The organism is Candidatus Merdisoma sp. HCP28S3_D10 (genome assembly GCF_052065835.1).
Taxonomy (GTDB): domain Bacteria; phylum Bacillota; class Clostridia; order Lachnospirales; family Lachnospiraceae; genus Laedolimicola.
Window position 1 is genome coordinate 42,764 of record NZ_JBQHTG010000005.1, and the last position, 16,623, is coordinate 59,386.

Sequence of the window (16,623 nt, forward strand, 5' to 3'; positions counted from 1 at the left end):
TTGCCGTGTTCCTGTTGTCAGTCTCGGAGATAGCAGACCCATGCTGTGCCGTCTTTCTCGGTCACAAGCCTGTCCCCGATACGGCTCTTTGCCGTTCTCATGGTGCGTGACGAAATCCCACGCTCATTGACCGCTTTCTCAAGTTCTGCGCTCGGCATACGCTTTCCGTCTGCAAGCAGTTCCAGAATAAGCATTTGCGCCTGTGCGGTCTTGCTCTCGGTCTTGGCGGTGTCCGTCCCGGCAAGAAGCTCATCGGCGGTAATGTCATAAGCTCCTATCCACTCAAAGCCTTTCTCATCTCCCAGAGAAAACGCAAGAGACTGTCCGGGCGGCGCAAGGGAGCTTTTCTCATGGATAAGCACCCTCGTTGTGGGGCTGTCCTTCAGCTTGCCGATAAAGAGCAGACTGCGGACTGCCGCCGTAATGTCGATAGACCCTAACCCTCGGTAGGTGCTTTGCGTTCCTGCGGCTTTGTTAAGGTGTCCTATCAGAACGATAGCGCACCCGGTAGCCTGTGCAATGTCTCCCAGACTGCGGAATATCGGGCGCACCTCGTTAGCCCTGTTCATGTCAACATCTGCCCCAAGAAACGCCTGTACCGGGTCAATGATAACCAGCCTTGCGTTGTTCTCACGGATTGCCCTTGCTATGCGTTCATCGGCAAGGGTCAGTGGTGTGTCCCTGTCGTCAATGACAAGCACTCTTTCAAGGTCTGCGTCCGCTTCAATCAGTCGGGGTTTCACGGTATCACCCAGACCGTCCTCGGCGGTCTGGTAGACGATATTGAAAGGGTCAATGGTCTCCATGCCGGGCAAAGGCTTTCGGTTGGTGCAAGCCGCCGCAAGGCGCATGGCAAAGTAGGTCTTGCCCTCGCCGGGGTTGCCCTGTATGATGGTCAGCTTTCCAAAGGGGATATACGGAAACCATAGCCAATCCACGCTCGTCAGCTCCACATCAGCCATGCGGAGCATTGGGACAGGCTGGGCGGTGGGCAGCTCTCGCAGCGTGATTGTCTCGGCTATGAATTTGCGGCTCGGAATGTCCCCTTGCTGACGGAGAACATCGTTCCAGTCTTTCCTTGCCGGGACAAGGCGAATGACGGCGATCTCGCTGGGAATGTCCTGCGCCAGTCGAGTGCAGGCTTCACTTCCTGCGGTGTCGCTGTCAAGGCAGAGGAACACTTTTCGGGTGTCCCTGCGGTCAGAAAGGAAACGGTCAAGGGCTTTGCCCGAAACGCCGCCCAGGGCAAGATAGCTCCTTGTCTGCCAGTCCTGCGGATAAAGGCAGATAAAGGACAAAAGGTCTATCGGTGCTTCAAAGACAAAGAGCTGGTTGCCGTTGCCCTCGTAACGGAACGGATAGGATTTATCGGAGCCGGTAATGTCCTGTCTGAATGGGTCTGCCGTTCCTCGCACATGGGCGTATCTCGGCGTGCCGCTTCGGTCTCTGCCGACAAACACAACATTGTGCCGCTTTGCGTCCTCGTAAATATCCCCGGAAAGAAGAAAAGCCTCAACAAGCGTTTTGTTGAGACCTCGGCTTTCGCAAAGATATTGAATTGCTCTGTCGGCTGTTCGGTTGTGTAGCGGCAAGTGAAACTCTGTGGGCGGTGCTGTGGTAGCTTCGGTCTGTCCCTCGCCGTTTTCGCCTGTCAACATCTGGACGGCTTCGGGAAAGGACTTGCCGTAAAACTCCATGACAAAATCAATGGGATAGCCGCCCTTGCTCTGGCTGTGGCGAAACCACTTGTTACCTCGGATAGTCAGACTGTCATGTTCTTTCCAGCGGTATTCTCTGCCGCTTTTGATAAGCGTCTCTCCCTGTGTACGGAGAAAATCTTCCAGACTGACGGCGTTTGCCCGGTCAATCTGTGCTTGGGTGTAATTCATCGGGATAGTTCCTCCTTTTTCTGTCGTGTTTGGGGTTGATTTTGGAGCTTTTGTTCCTCTGCACGCTCGTTAAATCGGGCGGCAGTATCAATGTTTGACTTGACCCTCCAAAGCCGCTGTAAATCGTCTCTGACGGTCTTAAACTCGGCATAGGTGGTATCATGGGACTGCTCCAAAGCGTCATACTCTGCGGACAGTTTCTTCATCTCGATTTTGCCGTCCGCAAATTCCTCAGACAGCTTGCGTCTGGCGGTGTAGAACATTTTCAGTTCGTCAGCGTGTTCGGCCTTGTACCTGGCTCTGGGCTTTTCAAACTTGATTTTCTGCAAGCCGTCAAAGACAGGCTTCAAACGCTTATAAGTGTCAGCATACTCAAAGAGACTGCGGATTTCTTTCATTCGGGCAGTCTGACTGTCCAGCGTTCCCTTTCAGCCGTCAACGGTGGTGCGGTGGCACTCCACACGGCTTTCCAAATCTTCAAGAGTGTAAATGCCGTTTGCCCGGAGATAATTGAAAGTCTCATTCATCTCCTTTAGGTTGCTGATTTTGCCTTTCTGGGAATATGCCCCGGCTTTGCGCTGGGTGTAGTAGGCGTTCAGCAGAGAAACAAGGTCGGGTGCCTGCGGCTTGGCAAGTTCCGCTTTTGCTTCGGCAATCCAATCGAACAGGAGAGAGATTTTCTTCTTGATATCCCGGATAACAGCATTAGTGGCTTTTATCCAACGGTTGAACTCGCCCTTTTCGGTGCGTATGCCTTTCTTCTCCATTGCCCGGACGGTTGCGCCCTCATGGACGGTGGGAAGCAAATCCACGCCCTGACGCTCATAGCTTCGGTGGTCGATACGAACATCAAGTCCTTTCTCCGCAAACTTGGCGTTGCATAGTTCAGCCCATGTCTGACGCCAATGTTCCAGCGTTTCGGGACTGCCCCAGTCGGTAGTGGAAACGGCACTGAAAACATACTCGCCGTTCTGGTCTCGGATACGGTTGCCGTCCTCGTCCAGCTCGTACACTCGGTGTTGCTTTAGCCCCCATTTGCCGTTCTGCTCAATGGGACGGATAGGGCAAAGCACATGAAAATGTGGGTTGAGAATGCCGCCGTCCTCTTTGTCCGGTTGGTGTACGGCGAAGTCAACCACCATGCCCCGGCTCACAAATTGCTCCCATAAAAATTGCCTTGCAAGAGCGATGTTTTCCTCAAGGGAGAACTCATTCTGCAAGGCAATGTCAAAGCTGTATGCAAGCTGGGCGTTCTTTCCACGCTCGGCTTTTTCCACGGCGTTCCATAGCGTCTGACGGTCTGCGTATTCGGGCGGTGCATGGGACGGCAGGAGAATGTCGGAACAGATCACGCCGCCCTTACGGGTGTAGTCGCTGTACTCGCCATAATACTCGCTATACAAACGCTCTCCGGCTCGATAAGCGGCAGAAGCAATAGCGGACTGTCCTGCGCTTCGTTTAGTCTGTGTGACGCTCATGTGGAATAGTGCCATTGGCGTTCATCTCCTTTTCTCTGTTGACTTTACTGATATGGGTAATCGCCATGTGTCGGACGGCTCGCTGAACTTCGGACAGAGAAAAGATGTACTCCATCAGCTCTGTTATTTCGGTGCGTGTGAGATCTTTGACCTCCGGGGCAAGGCTCTCAATCGTGCCGCCCAGATTGCAAAGGCGGTGGGTGCGCTTTTGTCTCTCGCCTTTCTCCAGATACTTCTTTCGGTTTTCCAGACGCTCCAGCTTGTGCTGTTCCTGTGCAAGCTGCGTCTCGGCTCGCTCCTTATCGGCTCGGAGTTGTTCGAGGGTTTTCGGTTTTGCCATTTTGTTTGACCTCCTTTTTTAAAAATGGGGATAAAAAAAGACCGTCAACTTTTCGCAGATTGCGACCAGTCAACGGTCAGTTTTTCGGTATTCAGTTTTTCAAACTTGCTGGCGGCGAACGGTTTGTCAAAACCGTTTGCGGACGGCAAGTCCACAAGGGATAGACGCACAAGCGTCGCAAGGGAGTGTAGCTCCCTTGACGGAAGGTCGTGACGAAACATTCTCGGTCATGCAGTTTTCTTCTGCTGACGGAGAATGAAGCTCCGCAGGACGCACTACTCTCGACAGAGAGTATAGAAGTGCGCCCTTAGTGACTTTGATGCGGTGGGCTAACCGGAAGCTATGGAAGGGAAAACTATTTTGAGAAAGTTCTTGACTTTTACTCTTTAATGATATATTATATCATTAAAGAATTAATATAAATTAAGTGAGAGCTATGGCAAAACGGAATACTATCCAGCGTTCTTTAGTCTTGGAGGCAGTGAATAAATTGCATTGCCACGCCACAGCAGATGAGGTTTATGAAGAAATCATCAAGGAGCATCCGACGATCAGCAAAGCAACCGTCTATCGAAATCTGAATCTGTTATCTGAAATGGGCGAAATCCGCCGGCTTCAAATTCCAGGGAGCGCCGACCGTTACGACCATATCAGTCGCAACCACTGTCATGTAAAATGTAAAGTATGCGGGCGCGTCTTCGATGTGGACATGGATTTTGTCGGCGGCCTCGAAAGCGGGATCCGGGATACCCATGGATTTGACTTCACCGGTTATGACATCATTTTTCATGGTGTCTGCCCGGAATGCAAAAAGAAAAAGGATCACACTGAGCAATAGCCAATTTCGGAAAAGGCGCGGGAATGAGCGTTTTTTATAAATCAATTTTTAAGGAGGAGTATCATGAGAAGCATTACAAAGTTAGACCTGCAGTACGCACACCGTTTTTATGGTTTCAAAGGAGAGGCTCAGTATCTGCATGGACATACCGGCGTTCTGACCATCGAAGTCGAGGACACTGTTGAACCGGGCGTGAATATGGTCTTCCCCTGCAACGAAATTCAGAAGACGGCATGGGAGGTTCTGAAGAATTTCGACCATGCACTGGTCCTGCGGGAAGATGATCCGCTGCTGCCTGCAATCCTGAAGGTCTACGAAGAGCAGGGTATCAAGGATGGCGCCCCCACCAACAAGATGAAGGGCCCCGCGTTCCAGACCGAGCTTGCCACCGCTTACCCGGAGTGCCGTCTGGTCGTAACGAAAGAGACCATGACCGTCGAGGGCATGATTAAGATCGTCTATGAACTCCTGAAGGACAAGCTGAATATCGCCAAGCTGACTTTCACCAGCGGCGTGAATGCTGCATCCCAGGAATACCATCCGGAAGGCTCCAAAGACCGTTGCCCCCTGTGCGGTATCGCTTTGAACGAAAAAGGTGTATGCCCGAAGTGCGGGTACAAGAAGCAGTAACCTCTATAAGCAAAGGCGGAACGCCCGAAGAATCTGTGAATTCTTCGGGCGTTCTGTTCATATTCAATCAGCAGCTTTGGAACCAAAATTCTGCAAAAATTACCCTTTATTCTCCAAAATATTCAAGAAGCAAGCCTTATTTTGGGAGAGATGCAAAATAAGGCTTGCTTTTTTGCTGGAAGTGATGGATATGGAACTGGACAAATCTGTACAGGTGGAGCTTCCGAAGCATGGGATCGCTTACAAAAAGGAATCAGGATAGACTTATGTGTATTATGTGACGGTGGCCTATCGGAATGAGCGGGGCAAGCCGACCTGTGACCGTATTTCGATAGGGCGTTTGGACGAGGAAACAGAAAAGCTAATGCCCAACCGAAATTATTATGAAGTGTACTTGAAAAAGCCCATGCCTGAGTGTATAGGATAATTTTGAGTAGAGTTTAGGTTGGAAGAACATATCCCAAACTGTTTTATGCGCACCCGCATAATTTGCGGGGGTTTTTCTGTCAGGAAAACAATTCGCAGAAACAGTTACTTTTAAAGTGACTGACACATCTGTAGAAATCCAAAATCGGCGCGAAATAATCTGCCGGATGGGACATCATTTAATTTGCCGGACAACATTCATGGTGTCTGTACTCCTTTCTGCGGCTCTCGTGTGGGTAGCTGGCTGACCGGAACGAACACGCCCTTTGCAATGTCCTCTGCACGAATGGCGGCTTTCTTGGCTTCAATTTCTGCCTTTTTCTTCTCCTTGATTTTATCCTCGTATCGCTTCTGCGCTCCGCTGGCTTTACGCTTCAAGTAGTTCTGATGAAGTCTGTCCTTGCGTTCCTCACGCTTGCGGATTTCCTCTAATTCCTCTGGGGTCAGCTCCACTTCGCCAAATGCCGGGGGAACGAAACGACCCACGAAATTGAAGTAAATCTCAACCTCCTGTGTGGTCTGAATACTGCCCTTGCAGTCACGCTCATGCACAAGGATTTTCTCGATAAATTCATTGAGCATGGCAATCGTCAGCTTGTCGAAGTTCTCATACTTATCAATCAGAGCGATAAAACGGTCAGCGTCCTTTTCATGCTTCTCGTAGCTCTTGATTGCCTTTTCCAAAGCAGAGATTTCAGCGGTAAGCTCGGACTGTTCCTTTTCGTATTGAGCGTCCAGAGTGGCGTATCTGCTATCGGACAGCTTTCCCAAAATGTTGTCCTCATAGATTTTACAGAGCAGGACTTCCAGCTCGGACACTCTCTGCTTGGCGGTAGCAAGGCGTGTGCGCTGTTTCCTGACCTCTGCCGTCTGCTGGCTGGACTGCGCTTCCTGTACCACTCGGACAAATTCGGCACGGTCATGTTTTGCATACTCGGCAATGGCTTTGAGCATTTCGGAGACAAGAGAAAGTACCACATCTTCATTGATACGGTGCTGTGTCTTGCAGAGCGTTCCGACCGGGACTTTGGTGTACTGTGAACAGGTGTATTGAGAAATGCGCTTGCCGTTGTTGGTGCGGTGGACATACATCTTGCCGCCGCAATCGGCACAATAAAGCAAGCCTGTGAGGGGTGCGACTTCGCCCCAGCCGTCCGGGTAGCGTCTGACCTTGCTGCGGATTTTCTGCACAAGGTCAAAGGTCTCTTGGTCGATGATAGGCTCATGGGTATTCTCAAAAATCGTCCATTCGTCCTCCGGGACATAATGGCTTTTCTTGTCTTTGAAGTGCTTGCGGGTCTTGAAGTTGATGGTGTGTCCCAGATACTCCCGCTTTTCCAGAATATTTGCGATGGTGGAGGAACCCCAGCCGTACATATCTTTGAAAGTCTTGTTCTTGTTCACGCCCTCGCCATGCTGTGCAAGGTAAGCGGACGGAATGAGGACTTTATCTTCTTTCAGCCGGTTTGCGATCTGATACGGACCGTAGCCCTCAATCGTCATGGCAAAAATACGCTTCACAACCTCGGCGGCTTCGGGGTCAACCAACCATTGGTCTCTGGCTTCGTTCCAGAGGTAGCCGTAAATGACCGTCCCCGTGAGGTGCTTGCCTGTCTTGCCTTTGGATTGAAAAGTGGAACGGATTTTACGGCTGGTGTCTCTGGCGTAATACTCATTCATGATGTTGCGGAAAGGGGTGAAATCATCATCCCCTCTGGCGCTGTCCACGCCGTCATTGATGGCGATAAGGCGCACACCACGCTGTCGCAGGATTTCCATAATCTGACCGACTTTCAGATAGTCACGCCCCAGACGGCTCATGTCCTTGATACAGAGGTATTCCACATTCCCGGCTTCAACCTCTTTCATCATGGCTAAAAATCCGGGGCGGTCAAAACAAGTGCCGCTGATACCATCATCCGTAAAGTGGACAGGATTCGGAAAGTCATGCTGGGCGGCGTAGTCCTCCAACAGCTTCTTTTGAGACGAGATTTGTCAAGGTGTTTTTCTTCCAAGGAGTACAACGTTCTCGTTTAAATCCGGAAAAAGCGCACCTTTATAGAAGTATTGATGCTAATAGACAATTGCAGATAAGCTTCACCTATATGTGCCGGGATAAATGAAGAAGCTGCATTTCCATTCTGGAGAAGCTTGCGTTTTCTCCTCAAATCTTGTAAAATACAGCATATAGACGAATTAGAATCCCCCATACTTAGGAGGGCTGTATATGGCCTTATATACAAAAAAGCTCATCATGTCCACATTTCAAGAAATGCAGGAGGAGCTTCCGTTTAACAAGATTACCGTAGCAGCGCTGGTGAAACGAGCAGGTATCAGCCCTAATACGTTCTACTATCATTATCAGGACATCTATGCTTTGTTGGGTGCGTGGTTTTGGGAAAGGGCAGAATCATTTATCCCCAGCAATGCCCCTATTGAATGGAAAAGCACCACCAAAGCTGTGCTGCATCAATGCAAAGCCCATCCGAAAACAGTTTATCATGTGTTTAATGGCCTTTCCCGCGACCATTTGGAGCGATATATCTTTTCTTTGACCGATGATGTTTTCCTGAAGGTGGTACAGCAAGTGGCAGAGGGACGCCCGATTTCAGATAATCATCTTCGCAATATCGCATCTTTTTGCCGTTATGCTTATATCGGCTTTGTCATGCAGTTTTTCTGGAACCATATGGAGAATGATATTGATGAGAGCGTAGACCGGCTGGGGGGCCTTTTTGATACCTTTGTGGCCGGAGCTGTCCAGACTATTGAGTGAGAAAAGAGATACATACTTCCAAAGGCTGCCCTGTACGGGGCAGCCTTTTTTTGCGCACAAATTCAAAAATGCGCAAATTTGCGTATTGATGCGGTTCCCCTGAAATTCGGAAGAATCGACTTTTCCCGCCATAGTTTTCGCGTGGAGATTTCGTTAAGATAAGAATATCCTAAAGCAATACAAAACAGAAAGGAACTGTTATTATGAATGCCTCGGAAGTGTTAAAAGGCTTTGCCATGAAGCAAGTTTACGGTTATCTGGATAAGGATCCGGATACCAATATCCCTAAGCTGCTGGATATGCTGGAGAAGTACGACAAGAGTGGTCAGGCCATCACCTCACAGGTCGAAGGAATTCGTGCTGCACTGGCAGACCCGAACAACAACTGGTCGAAGCTGGTAAAGAGCCTGTGGACCGACATCGATGACGAGCAGCGGAAAAAGCTGGTAGAAACCGTTGCAATCAACGGCACGCTGATTGGCACGCCCGCTTCCATGAAGCTGCAAGACAAGTATCAGTGCAACATTCCCTGGGCGATCCTGATGGACCCCACCTCTGCCTGCAACCTCCACTGCACCGGCTGCTGGGCAGCGGAATACGGCAATAAGCTGAACCTGACTTTTGAGCAGCTGGATGATGTGATCCGGCAGGGCAAGGAGCTGGGAACCTATGTTTACATCTACTCCGGCGGTGAACCGCTGGTACGCAAGGCTGATCTGATCCGCCTTTGCGAGAAGCACAGCGACTGTGCGTTCCTTGCATTCACCAACGGTACGCTGATCGACGATGCCTTTGCCGACGAGATGCTGCGGGTCAAGAATTTCGTCCCGGCCATCAGTATTGAAGGCTTTGAGGAGGCAACCGACTTCCGCCGCGGTAATGGCACTTACCAGAAGGTCATCGAGGCCATGAAGCGACTGAAAGCCCGCAAGCTGCTGTTCGGCATTTCCTGCTGCTACACCAGCAAGAATGTAGAGGTCATCGGCAGCGAGGAATACTTTGATTCCATGATCGATATGGGTGCAAAGTTTGCGTGGCTGTTCACCTATATGCCGATTGGTGCGGCGGCTGTGCCGGAGCTGATCGCCACGGCGGAGCAGCGCAAGTTCATGTACGACCAGATCCACAAGTTCCGCAAGACCAAGCCCCTGTTCACCATGGACTTCTGGAACGATGGCGACGCTGTGGGCGGCTGCATTGCCGGCGGACGCGGCTACTGTCATATCAACGCCAACGGCGATATGGAACCCTGTGCATTCATTCATTATTCTGATTCCAACATCAAGGAAAAGACGCTGCTGGAGTGCTACCAGTCCCCGCTGTTTATGGCTTATCGCCGCAATCAGCCGTTCAATGAAAATATGCTGCGCCCCTGTCCTGTGCTGGATAACCCCGGTCGGCTGACACAGATGGTGGACGAATCCGGCGCGCATTCCACCGATCTGCAAAGCCCGGAACGCGCTTGCGACTACTGCAACCGCTGTGTACCCGCTGCTGAGAAGTGGGCTCCAGTTGCTGATGAGCTTTGGAATTCCCTCCCCAATAAGAGAGGTACGCAGCTTACCGGCAAGATGGCAAAGAAGTCTTAACAGGAGGCGATACTGTGGATAAAATGCTGTTCACATCGGAATCCGTGACCTGCGGCCATCCGGACAAGGTCTGCGATCAGGTGGCGGACAAGATTTTGGACGAGCTGCTGGCGCAGGATCCCGATTCCCGTGTTGCCTGCGAGGTGACCTGTGCCGAAAACCAGATGCACATTTTCGGTGAGATTACCAGCGAAGCCAAAGTCAATTACCGGGCTGTAGCGCAGCAGGTCATTGCCGAGATCGGCTATACGAAGCCGGGACGCGGCTTTGATGCAGATACCTGCGCCATTACAGTAGATCTGCATCACCAATCTCCCGACATTGCACGGGGCATCACCCGCAGCCGGGAGGCGGAGCAACTGGATGCCGGTGCAGGTGACCAGGGCATGATGTTTGGCTATGCCTGCAAGCAGACAAAGACCCTGATGCCGCTGCCCATTGAGCTGGCGCATGAGCTGTCCAAGCAGCTGGAAACGGTACGCCGAACCGGCGAATTGCCGTTCCTGCTGCCGGATGGCAAATCGCAGGTGACGGTGGAGTATGACGGAGACCGCCCCATCCGCATTGCATCTGTGCTGGTATCTGCCCAGCATCAGGAGGAGGTATCCACGGAGGCGGTACGCGCCGAGGTGCGCCGTCATGTGATGGAAGCCGTGCTGCCCGCTGAGCTGCTGGACGAGAACACTCAGTTCTATGTCAATCCCACCGGACGTTTTGTGTACGGCGGCCCGGCGGCAGATTCCGGTCTGACCGGACGCAAGCTGATCGTCGATACCTACGGCGGATATGCCCGACACGGCGGCGGTGCCTTTTCCGGAAAGGATGCCACCAAGGTGGATCGCAGCGGTGCATATATGGCGCGCTACATCGCCAAGAATATCGTGGCACAGGATTTGGCCGACCAATGTGAAGTTCAGCTCAGCTATGCCATTGGTCTGGCGGAGCCGATGTCGGTACGCATTGAGACATTCGGAACGGAAAAGGTAGACAAAAACACTCTGAATCGGGCAATACGAAATAGTGTGGATATGCGTCCCGCCGCTATCATTCAAAGATTCGGCCTGACACGGCCGATTTTCTCCAATGTGTCCTGCTATGGACATTTTGGCAGCAACGCCTGCCTGATGCCGTGGGAGCAGACAGACCTTACGATCAAGCTGTGAATCGGACGGAGGTGGCGTATTCGTGACTGTGAAGATCATATCAGACAGCACCTGCGATCTTTCGCCGGAACTGCTGCGGCAATATGATGTTTCCATCACCCCCTTATCAGTCTGCTGCGGCGAAAGGGTCGGCGCAGACGGAACAGAAATCACACCGGACGATATTTATGAATACGTTCATGCAGAGGGAAAGCTCCCACAGACCAGCGCCGTAAATGTCGCGGATTATGCAGAGGAATTTCACCGCTGGACGAAGCAGGGCTGCTGTGTTGTCCATTTCTGCATCAGTAGTGACTTTTCCAGCACGTATCAAAATGCCTGCCTTGCTGCCAAGGAAGTCGGAAATGTATTTGTTGTTGATTCCAGAAATCTTTCGACCGGACAAGGGCTGTTAGTCCTCCATGCAGCGGAAATGGCAGCAAACGGCTACTATGCGCAGGAGATATGGGAAACCTGTTCCGCAATGGCGAAACGGGTGGAAGCCAGTTTTGTCATAGACAGCCTCGACTATCTCTACAAAGGCGGCCGTTGCTCAGCCTTGGGTGCTTTTGGTGGAAATCTGCTTCGACTGAAACCGTGCATCGAGGTCCGGGACGGAAAAATGACGCCCGGTAAAAAGTACCGTGGCAGAATTGAAAAAGTCATGCTGCAATATGTGGAGGATCGTCTCCAGAATCGCACCGACATTGATAAGCACCGCATTTTTATTACGCACACCAAATGCAGCCCGGAAGCTGTCCAATCGGTGCGTGATAAGATACTGGAAATTGCACCGGATTTTGAGGAAATATTAGAAACTACCGCCGGAGCAACGATCACCTCCCATTGCGGGCCAAATACATTGGGCATTTTGTTTGTGAGAAAGGATTAGTGTGATCGAAGCCGTCATGTGTGGCTGTGACGATTGGCGGCTTGGCATACCGGATTCAAACAGAAGCAACCTGTCCGATGCTTGGAGCTGCGGCGGGTGATAACCACCCGCCGCAGTATTTTACAGGAGTCCTGCAAACAAAAGTCAATAGCTGAAATGAAAAAAGTCCCGCAAAATTTGCGCGACTGAAAAAGGGCATAACAAAACAGACTGGAGAAAAAGCTTCGCCAGCCGGGATAAAGTATCAATCTGATTTATCCTTGTGAGGTGCCCTGCTGTGCGTCAAAAGCCTCCAGGCATTCCTTCACACGGGCGTAGTAGATACGTAGGAACTTGTTCTGTGCGGCGGTCATGTATACAAAGTATGGCTTGCCCTCAGCGCGTTTCTTATCGAGAAACTGGTACACCGGCTCGTCTGCCGGCGCTTTTCTGAGATATGTGCAGACGATCTGGTACAGCGTTTTCCGAAGATGCGGCGAACCACGCTTTGTGGTCGACGTGCTTTGTGTCTCATGCTTGCCGGACTGGTCCACAGCCGGGTCAACGCCAGCGAAGCCCACAATGGAACTGCGGCGGGGAAAACGGCGCACATCGCCAATCTCAGCCATGAGTTGCGCAGCTGTGGTTTCGCCAACGCCGTACATGGCGCGCACGGTTTCGTACTCCGGGAGCTGTGAGGCGAGTCGTGTCATCTCTGCTCGCAGAGCAGCCAACGTAGTCTTTCCTGCAAGAAGCTGCTGTGCGGCTGTGGTAATGAGCAGCTTGGTGTTGTCGTTCTTCGGTATCATCGAGCGGAACATCTATTATTTCGCTACCGGCAGTGGAAATGATTTTCTCACCGACATCGGAGGAAAAGCAGGTGACACACCTCGCCCCATTAACCAGTACCTTCAAAAGCTGCCGTCGGTGTATGTGAACGGCACACGCCGTTATTGCCTCAACGGCATCGGCTATGGCATTGACGGTTACTGCTGTCTGGAGGGCGACCGCCAGCGGGAGCGCTCCACAAAGCCGGTCAATTATACATCCATCGCCATAAAAGGCCTGCTGTTCCACTATAAACCCACCTCCGCCGTTGTCACAGTGGATGGCGTAAAGCACACATACAAGCATGTCTGGTTGGCTCCGACCATGAACGGGCGTTACTACGGCGGCGGTATGATCCCGACGCCGCAGCAGGATCGTCTTGTGCAGCCGAAGCAGCTATCCGTTATGGTGTTCCGCAGTCCCGGTAAGCTGAAAGCCTTGGCTGTCTTTCCCTCTATTTTCAAGGGAGAGCATATCAAGCATACGGATGTAGTGGAAGTTCTGACTGGTCAGGAGATCACGGTGCAGTTTGACCGTCCTGCCCCACTTCAGAACGACGGAGAAACAATTCCCGATGTAACTACCTATCGTGCGTCGGCCTGCGCAGAGGTGCTGGCAGAAAGGTAACAGAAATGCAGAAGGTAAAGCTAAGTATTCAAGCTGAACAGACGCGCTGGCGTGTGTGGTTTTGGACAGTATGTGAGCTGTTTGTACTGTACTCCATGCTGCGCTCTCTGCATTCAGGGCCGGCGTCCGATGCGCTTGTGTGCCTGCTGGTAGGCATCGGTGTGGCAGTACCGTATATCCTTGAGGCTTTCGGCTACCGGATGTCTGATACGCTGTTTGTGTTCAGCCTGCTTTACCTGCTGGCCTCTATGTCAGGACGGATTTACAAGCTGTACTATCTCATTGCGCATTGGGATAAACTGCTGCATCTATGCGGCGGTGTGGTTTTTGCCCTGCTTGGTTCTTATCTCCCTGTGGTGATAAACAGGAAGTACGAGAATGACCGTCTGCTGCGTGTGCTTTTCGCGTTAATGTTCTCCATATCTGTTTCTGCACTATGGGAATTCTACGAATTTGGCATGGATCGCTGGTTCGGCATGGATATGCATCGGGACACAATCATTCACGCCATCCATTCTTACGACTTAGGCGAGGCCACCGGCGTGATCGGCAGCATCGACCAAATTGACAGCGTCATCGTCAATGGAGAACCGTTGGAGGGCTATATCGATATTGGCTTGATCGACACAATGGGCGATATGATGATTGAAACGGCAGGAGCTGCGGCCTACGCTGTCGTATTTGCACTGGATAAAGGCCGTCACCCCGCTTTTATCCATGCTGCAATGGCTTCTCTACCCGGAAAGAAGTCCGTTCATGCACAAGTCGAGTAACACATCGCCGGAGAACCGGCGGATACGAATCGCCAAATGCCTGCTTGCATTGGTTTGGTTCACGATCATTGCAGTATGTCTGCTGCATAAAGATGAGTTTACGCTGGAGGGCATTTTGAGCTATACACCCCAGCAGCCAATTTTAGCCGCAGCAGTATTATGGATGCTGTTTGCGGTGAAAAGTCTGAGCATCTTTTTGTATAGTGGCCTGCTCTATGCTGCCAGCGGCATTTTGTTTCCATTGCCCGTGGCAATCGCGGTAAACATCGCAGGCACAGCGGTCATGGTCAGTATTCCCTATTGGTTGGGGAAAAAGCTGGGCAGTCAAGCAGTGCAGTATATTCTGCATCGCTGGCCGAAGTCCGCCATGCTCCACGATCTTCGCGGCGGCAGTGATTTCTTTTTCGTTCTGATCGTCCGCTTGCTGGGCATCCTGTCTGCTGATGTAGTCAGCGCATATATGGGGGCAGTAGGGGTGAAGTACCGGGCGTATCTTCCAGCCTGTCTGCTGGGTTTCTTACCGACCTGTATTTTGTTCCCTATTATGGGCATGAGTATTTCGGATGTGCGTTCCCCTCAATTTCTTACTGCGGCAGGCATTGAACTTGCAGCAATGCTGCTCTCCTGCATCGCATTTCATTTCTATCGAAAAAAACACACAACGCACGAAAATTGACATACAACAGAAAGGACGAATGAACTATGAGCCTCACCGAAAAAATCTCCCATGCAGCCGAACGCAAGGCATTTGAAACGATCCTGGATTCCATGCTGAAAAAGGGCCAGACGCAGGATGTAGGCGACCTTGCCGAACAGCTCATCGACATGATCCAGAAGATCCACAAGGGCACATGGAGTGATAACTCCTATAAGACGCTGCGGATGATCGCAGAAAACCCCGATGGGAAGTGGGCACATTATACCCAGCGGCTTATCCGGGAGAACGACCCCTACATTCTCAAAACCTTCCTGACCAATGTGGCATACGAGGGCGGTTTCCGGGGCTATCAGACAGCGCAGGAGAATGCCGCCAAGTACGACATCAATGTACCTTGGCTGATCCTGATGGATCCCACCTCCGCCTGCAACATGCACTGCACCGGCTGCTGGGCGGCGGAGTACGGCCACAAGCAGAGCCTGACCTTCGAGGAAATGGATCGTGTGCTGACAGAGGCCAAGGAATTAGGCACCCATGCCTGCCTCTTTACCGGCGGCGAGCCGCTGCTGCGAAAAAAAGACATCATCCGCCTATGCGAGAAGCACCGGGATATGGCGTTTCACGCCTTCACCAACGGTACCCTCATCGACGAGGAATTTTGTCAGGAGATGCTGCGGGTGGGCAACTTCTTCGTGTCCATCAGCGTGGAGGGCTTTGAGGAGGCCAACGACGGCCGCCGTGGGCGGGGTCACTTCCAGAAGGCGCTGGACGCCATGGACCTGATGCACAGCCACCGCATCCCCTTCGGCGTGTCCATCTGCTACACCAGCCGGAACTACAAGGTGGTCACCAGCGACGAGTTTTTGGATTTGCTGATCTCCAAGGGCTGCATTTTTGCGTGGTATTTCCACTATATGCCCGTTGGCCTGAACGCTGACACCTCCCTACTGCTGACACCGGAGCAAAGAGCGTATATGAAAGACCGCGTCCGCGAGATCCGCGGGCTTACCGGCGGCAAGGAGCTGTACTGCATCGACTTCCAGAACGACGGCGAGTTTGCAGGCGGATGCGTAGCTGGCGGCAGAATTTACTGCCATATCAACGCCGCAGGCGATGTGGAGCCCTGCGTGTTCATCCACTATTCCAGCGCCAATATCCGAGACAAGAGCTTTTTGGAGTGCTTGCAGCAGCCGCTGTTCAAACTCTACCGCAAGGGACAGCCCTTCAACGGCAACCACCTGCGGCCCTGCCCCATGCTGGAAAATCCGGAGCTGCTGCCGAAAATGGTGGCAGAGAGCGGTGCGCACTCCACCGACCTCGAAGCTCCGGAAAGCGCCGAGCATCTGTGCGAGAAGTGCAAGGCCTATGCCGATTGCTGGAAGCCTGAAGCCGAAAAGCTCTGGGCGGAAGAAAACCATAATTGATGGAGGTATGAATATGAAGATGGCAAATCATGACTGTTGTGAAAAGAAGCACTGCAAGTGCAGAGGCTTTCTGAAATTCGTTTTCGGTGCGGGCGTTCTTGGCTTGCTTGCGCACATGGTATATGGCTATCTGGAAGAGGATAAGCCATGTCCGCTGAAAGGATGGCTGGCTAAGCACGGGAACGAAAGTACCGCTGAATTTGAGGATTTCGACGATTGACACCAACTTTTTAACAGAGGCGGGGGGGGGGGTGGTGCGGCCGCGTGTGGTCCGTTATCCCTCCCGGCGCTTTTTTTTTTTTTTTTTTTTTTTATTTTTTTTGTTGTTTTTTTT

14 protein-coding genes and 2 pseudogenes are annotated in these 16,623 nt (G+C 51.8%); 11 read left to right on the plus strand and 5 right to left on the minus strand.

All coding sequences use genetic code 11. The features are described 5' to 3' along the window. Positions 1–17: 17 nt before the first annotated feature. From ACTNCH_RS12060 to ACTNCH_RS12070, 3 genes and pseudogenes are all read right to left on the minus strand, one after another. Positions 18–1,889 (minus strand): AAA family ATPase, encoded by a 1,872-nt coding sequence (locus tag ACTNCH_RS12060; protein WP_441019420.1) that lies wholly within the window; start codon positions 1,887–1,889, stop codon positions 18–20. Next, positions 1,886–3,382 (minus strand): annotated as a pseudogene (mobQ, locus tag ACTNCH_RS12065) (MobQ family relaxase). Before mobQ ends, ACTNCH_RS12060 begins: the two are co-directional and overlap by 4 nt. Then, a complete protein-coding gene (locus ACTNCH_RS12070; RefSeq protein WP_441019421.1) occupies positions 3,348–3,707 on the minus strand; it encodes a DUF3847 domain-containing protein in 360 nt (119 codons plus the stop codon). The pseudogene mobQ and the gene ACTNCH_RS12070 overlap by 35 nt, the downstream one beginning before the upstream one ends. A gap of 436 nt (positions 3,708–4,143) precedes the next feature. On the opposite strand from ACTNCH_RS12070, the gene ACTNCH_RS12075 reads away from it, so the two are divergent. Next, complete coding sequence (locus tag ACTNCH_RS12075) at positions 4,144–4,545, plus strand: Fur family transcriptional regulator (RefSeq protein WP_441019422.1); 402 nt, start codon at positions 4,144–4,146, stop codon at positions 4,543–4,545. Between the two features lie 63 nt (positions 4,546–4,608). Continuing rightward, positions 4,609–5,175, plus strand: a complete 567-nt coding sequence (locus ACTNCH_RS12080) for a 6-pyruvoyl trahydropterin synthase family protein (RefSeq protein ID WP_441019423.1) — start codon at positions 4,609–4,611, stop codon at positions 5,173–5,175. Between the two features lie 624 nt (positions 5,176–5,799). Here the strand turns inward: ACTNCH_RS12080 and ACTNCH_RS12085 are convergent. After that, positions 5,800–7,593 (minus strand): annotated as a pseudogene (locus ACTNCH_RS12085) (recombinase family protein); the annotation flags it as partial. Between the two features lie 235 nt (positions 7,594–7,828). On the opposite strand from ACTNCH_RS12085, the gene ACTNCH_RS12090 reads away from it, so the two are divergent. The 4 genes from ACTNCH_RS12090 to ACTNCH_RS12105 all read left to right on the plus strand — a co-directional run bounded on the left by ACTNCH_RS12090 (position 7,829) and on the right by ACTNCH_RS12105 (position 12,000). Then, positions 7,829–8,377 carry a TetR/AcrR family transcriptional regulator C-terminal domain-containing protein gene (locus tag ACTNCH_RS12090; RefSeq protein ID WP_441019424.1) on the plus strand — a complete coding sequence of 183 codons (549 nt, stop codon included), beginning with the start codon at positions 7,829–7,831 and terminating at the stop codon, positions 8,375–8,377. A 203-nt stretch (positions 8,378–8,580) separates the two neighbouring features. Further along, positions 8,581–9,966, plus strand: coding sequence for a radical SAM protein (locus ACTNCH_RS12095; protein WP_441019425.1), 1,386 nt, complete (start codon positions 8,581–8,583; stop codon positions 9,964–9,966). Between the two features lie 14 nt (positions 9,967–9,980). After that, on the plus strand, positions 9,981–11,129 hold the full coding sequence (gene metK / locus ACTNCH_RS12100; RefSeq protein WP_441019426.1) for a methionine adenosyltransferase: 1,149 nt from the start codon (positions 9,981–9,983) through the stop codon (positions 11,127–11,129). Positions 11,130–11,151: 22 nt separating this feature from the next. Further along, entirely contained in the window at positions 11,152–12,000 is an 849-nt protein-coding gene (locus ACTNCH_RS12105; RefSeq protein WP_441019427.1) for a DegV family protein, read from the plus strand. A 254-nt stretch (positions 12,001–12,254) separates the two neighbouring features. Here the strand turns inward: ACTNCH_RS12105 and ACTNCH_RS12110 are convergent, their stop codons facing one another. Then, positions 12,255–12,800, minus strand: coding sequence for a transposase (locus tag ACTNCH_RS12110; protein WP_441038354.1), 546 nt, complete (start codon positions 12,798–12,800; stop codon positions 12,255–12,257). Here ACTNCH_RS12110 and ACTNCH_RS12115 point away from each other — a divergent pair. From ACTNCH_RS12115 to ACTNCH_RS12135, 5 genes are read left to right on the plus strand one after another with little or no spacing between them, the layout of a single operon-like run. After that, entirely contained in the window at positions 12,754–13,434 is a 681-nt protein-coding gene (locus tag ACTNCH_RS12115) for a diacylglycerol/lipid kinase family protein (RefSeq protein ID WP_441019429.1), read from the plus strand. The genes ACTNCH_RS12110 and ACTNCH_RS12115 overlap by 47 nt on opposite strands. 5 nt (positions 13,435–13,439) lie before the next feature. Further along, a complete protein-coding gene (locus tag ACTNCH_RS12120; RefSeq protein ID WP_441019430.1) occupies positions 13,440–14,207 on the plus strand; it encodes a hypothetical protein in 768 nt (255 codons plus the stop codon). Beyond that, positions 14,191–14,883, plus strand: coding sequence for a TVP38/TMEM64 family protein (locus ACTNCH_RS12125; RefSeq protein WP_441019431.1), 693 nt, complete (start codon positions 14,191–14,193; stop codon positions 14,881–14,883). The genes ACTNCH_RS12120 and ACTNCH_RS12125 overlap by 17 nt, the downstream gene beginning before the upstream one ends. 26 nt (positions 14,884–14,909) lie before the next feature. Next, positions 14,910–16,289 (plus strand): radical SAM protein, encoded by a 1,380-nt coding sequence (locus tag ACTNCH_RS12130; protein ID WP_441019432.1) that lies wholly within the window; start codon positions 14,910–14,912, stop codon positions 16,287–16,289. Between the two features lie 13 nt (positions 16,290–16,302). Then, positions 16,303–16,509 carry a hypothetical protein gene (locus ACTNCH_RS12135; RefSeq protein ID WP_441019433.1) on the plus strand — a complete coding sequence of 69 codons (207 nt, stop codon included), beginning with the start codon at positions 16,303–16,305 and terminating at the stop codon, positions 16,507–16,509. Positions 16,510–16,623 lie beyond the last annotated feature (114 nt).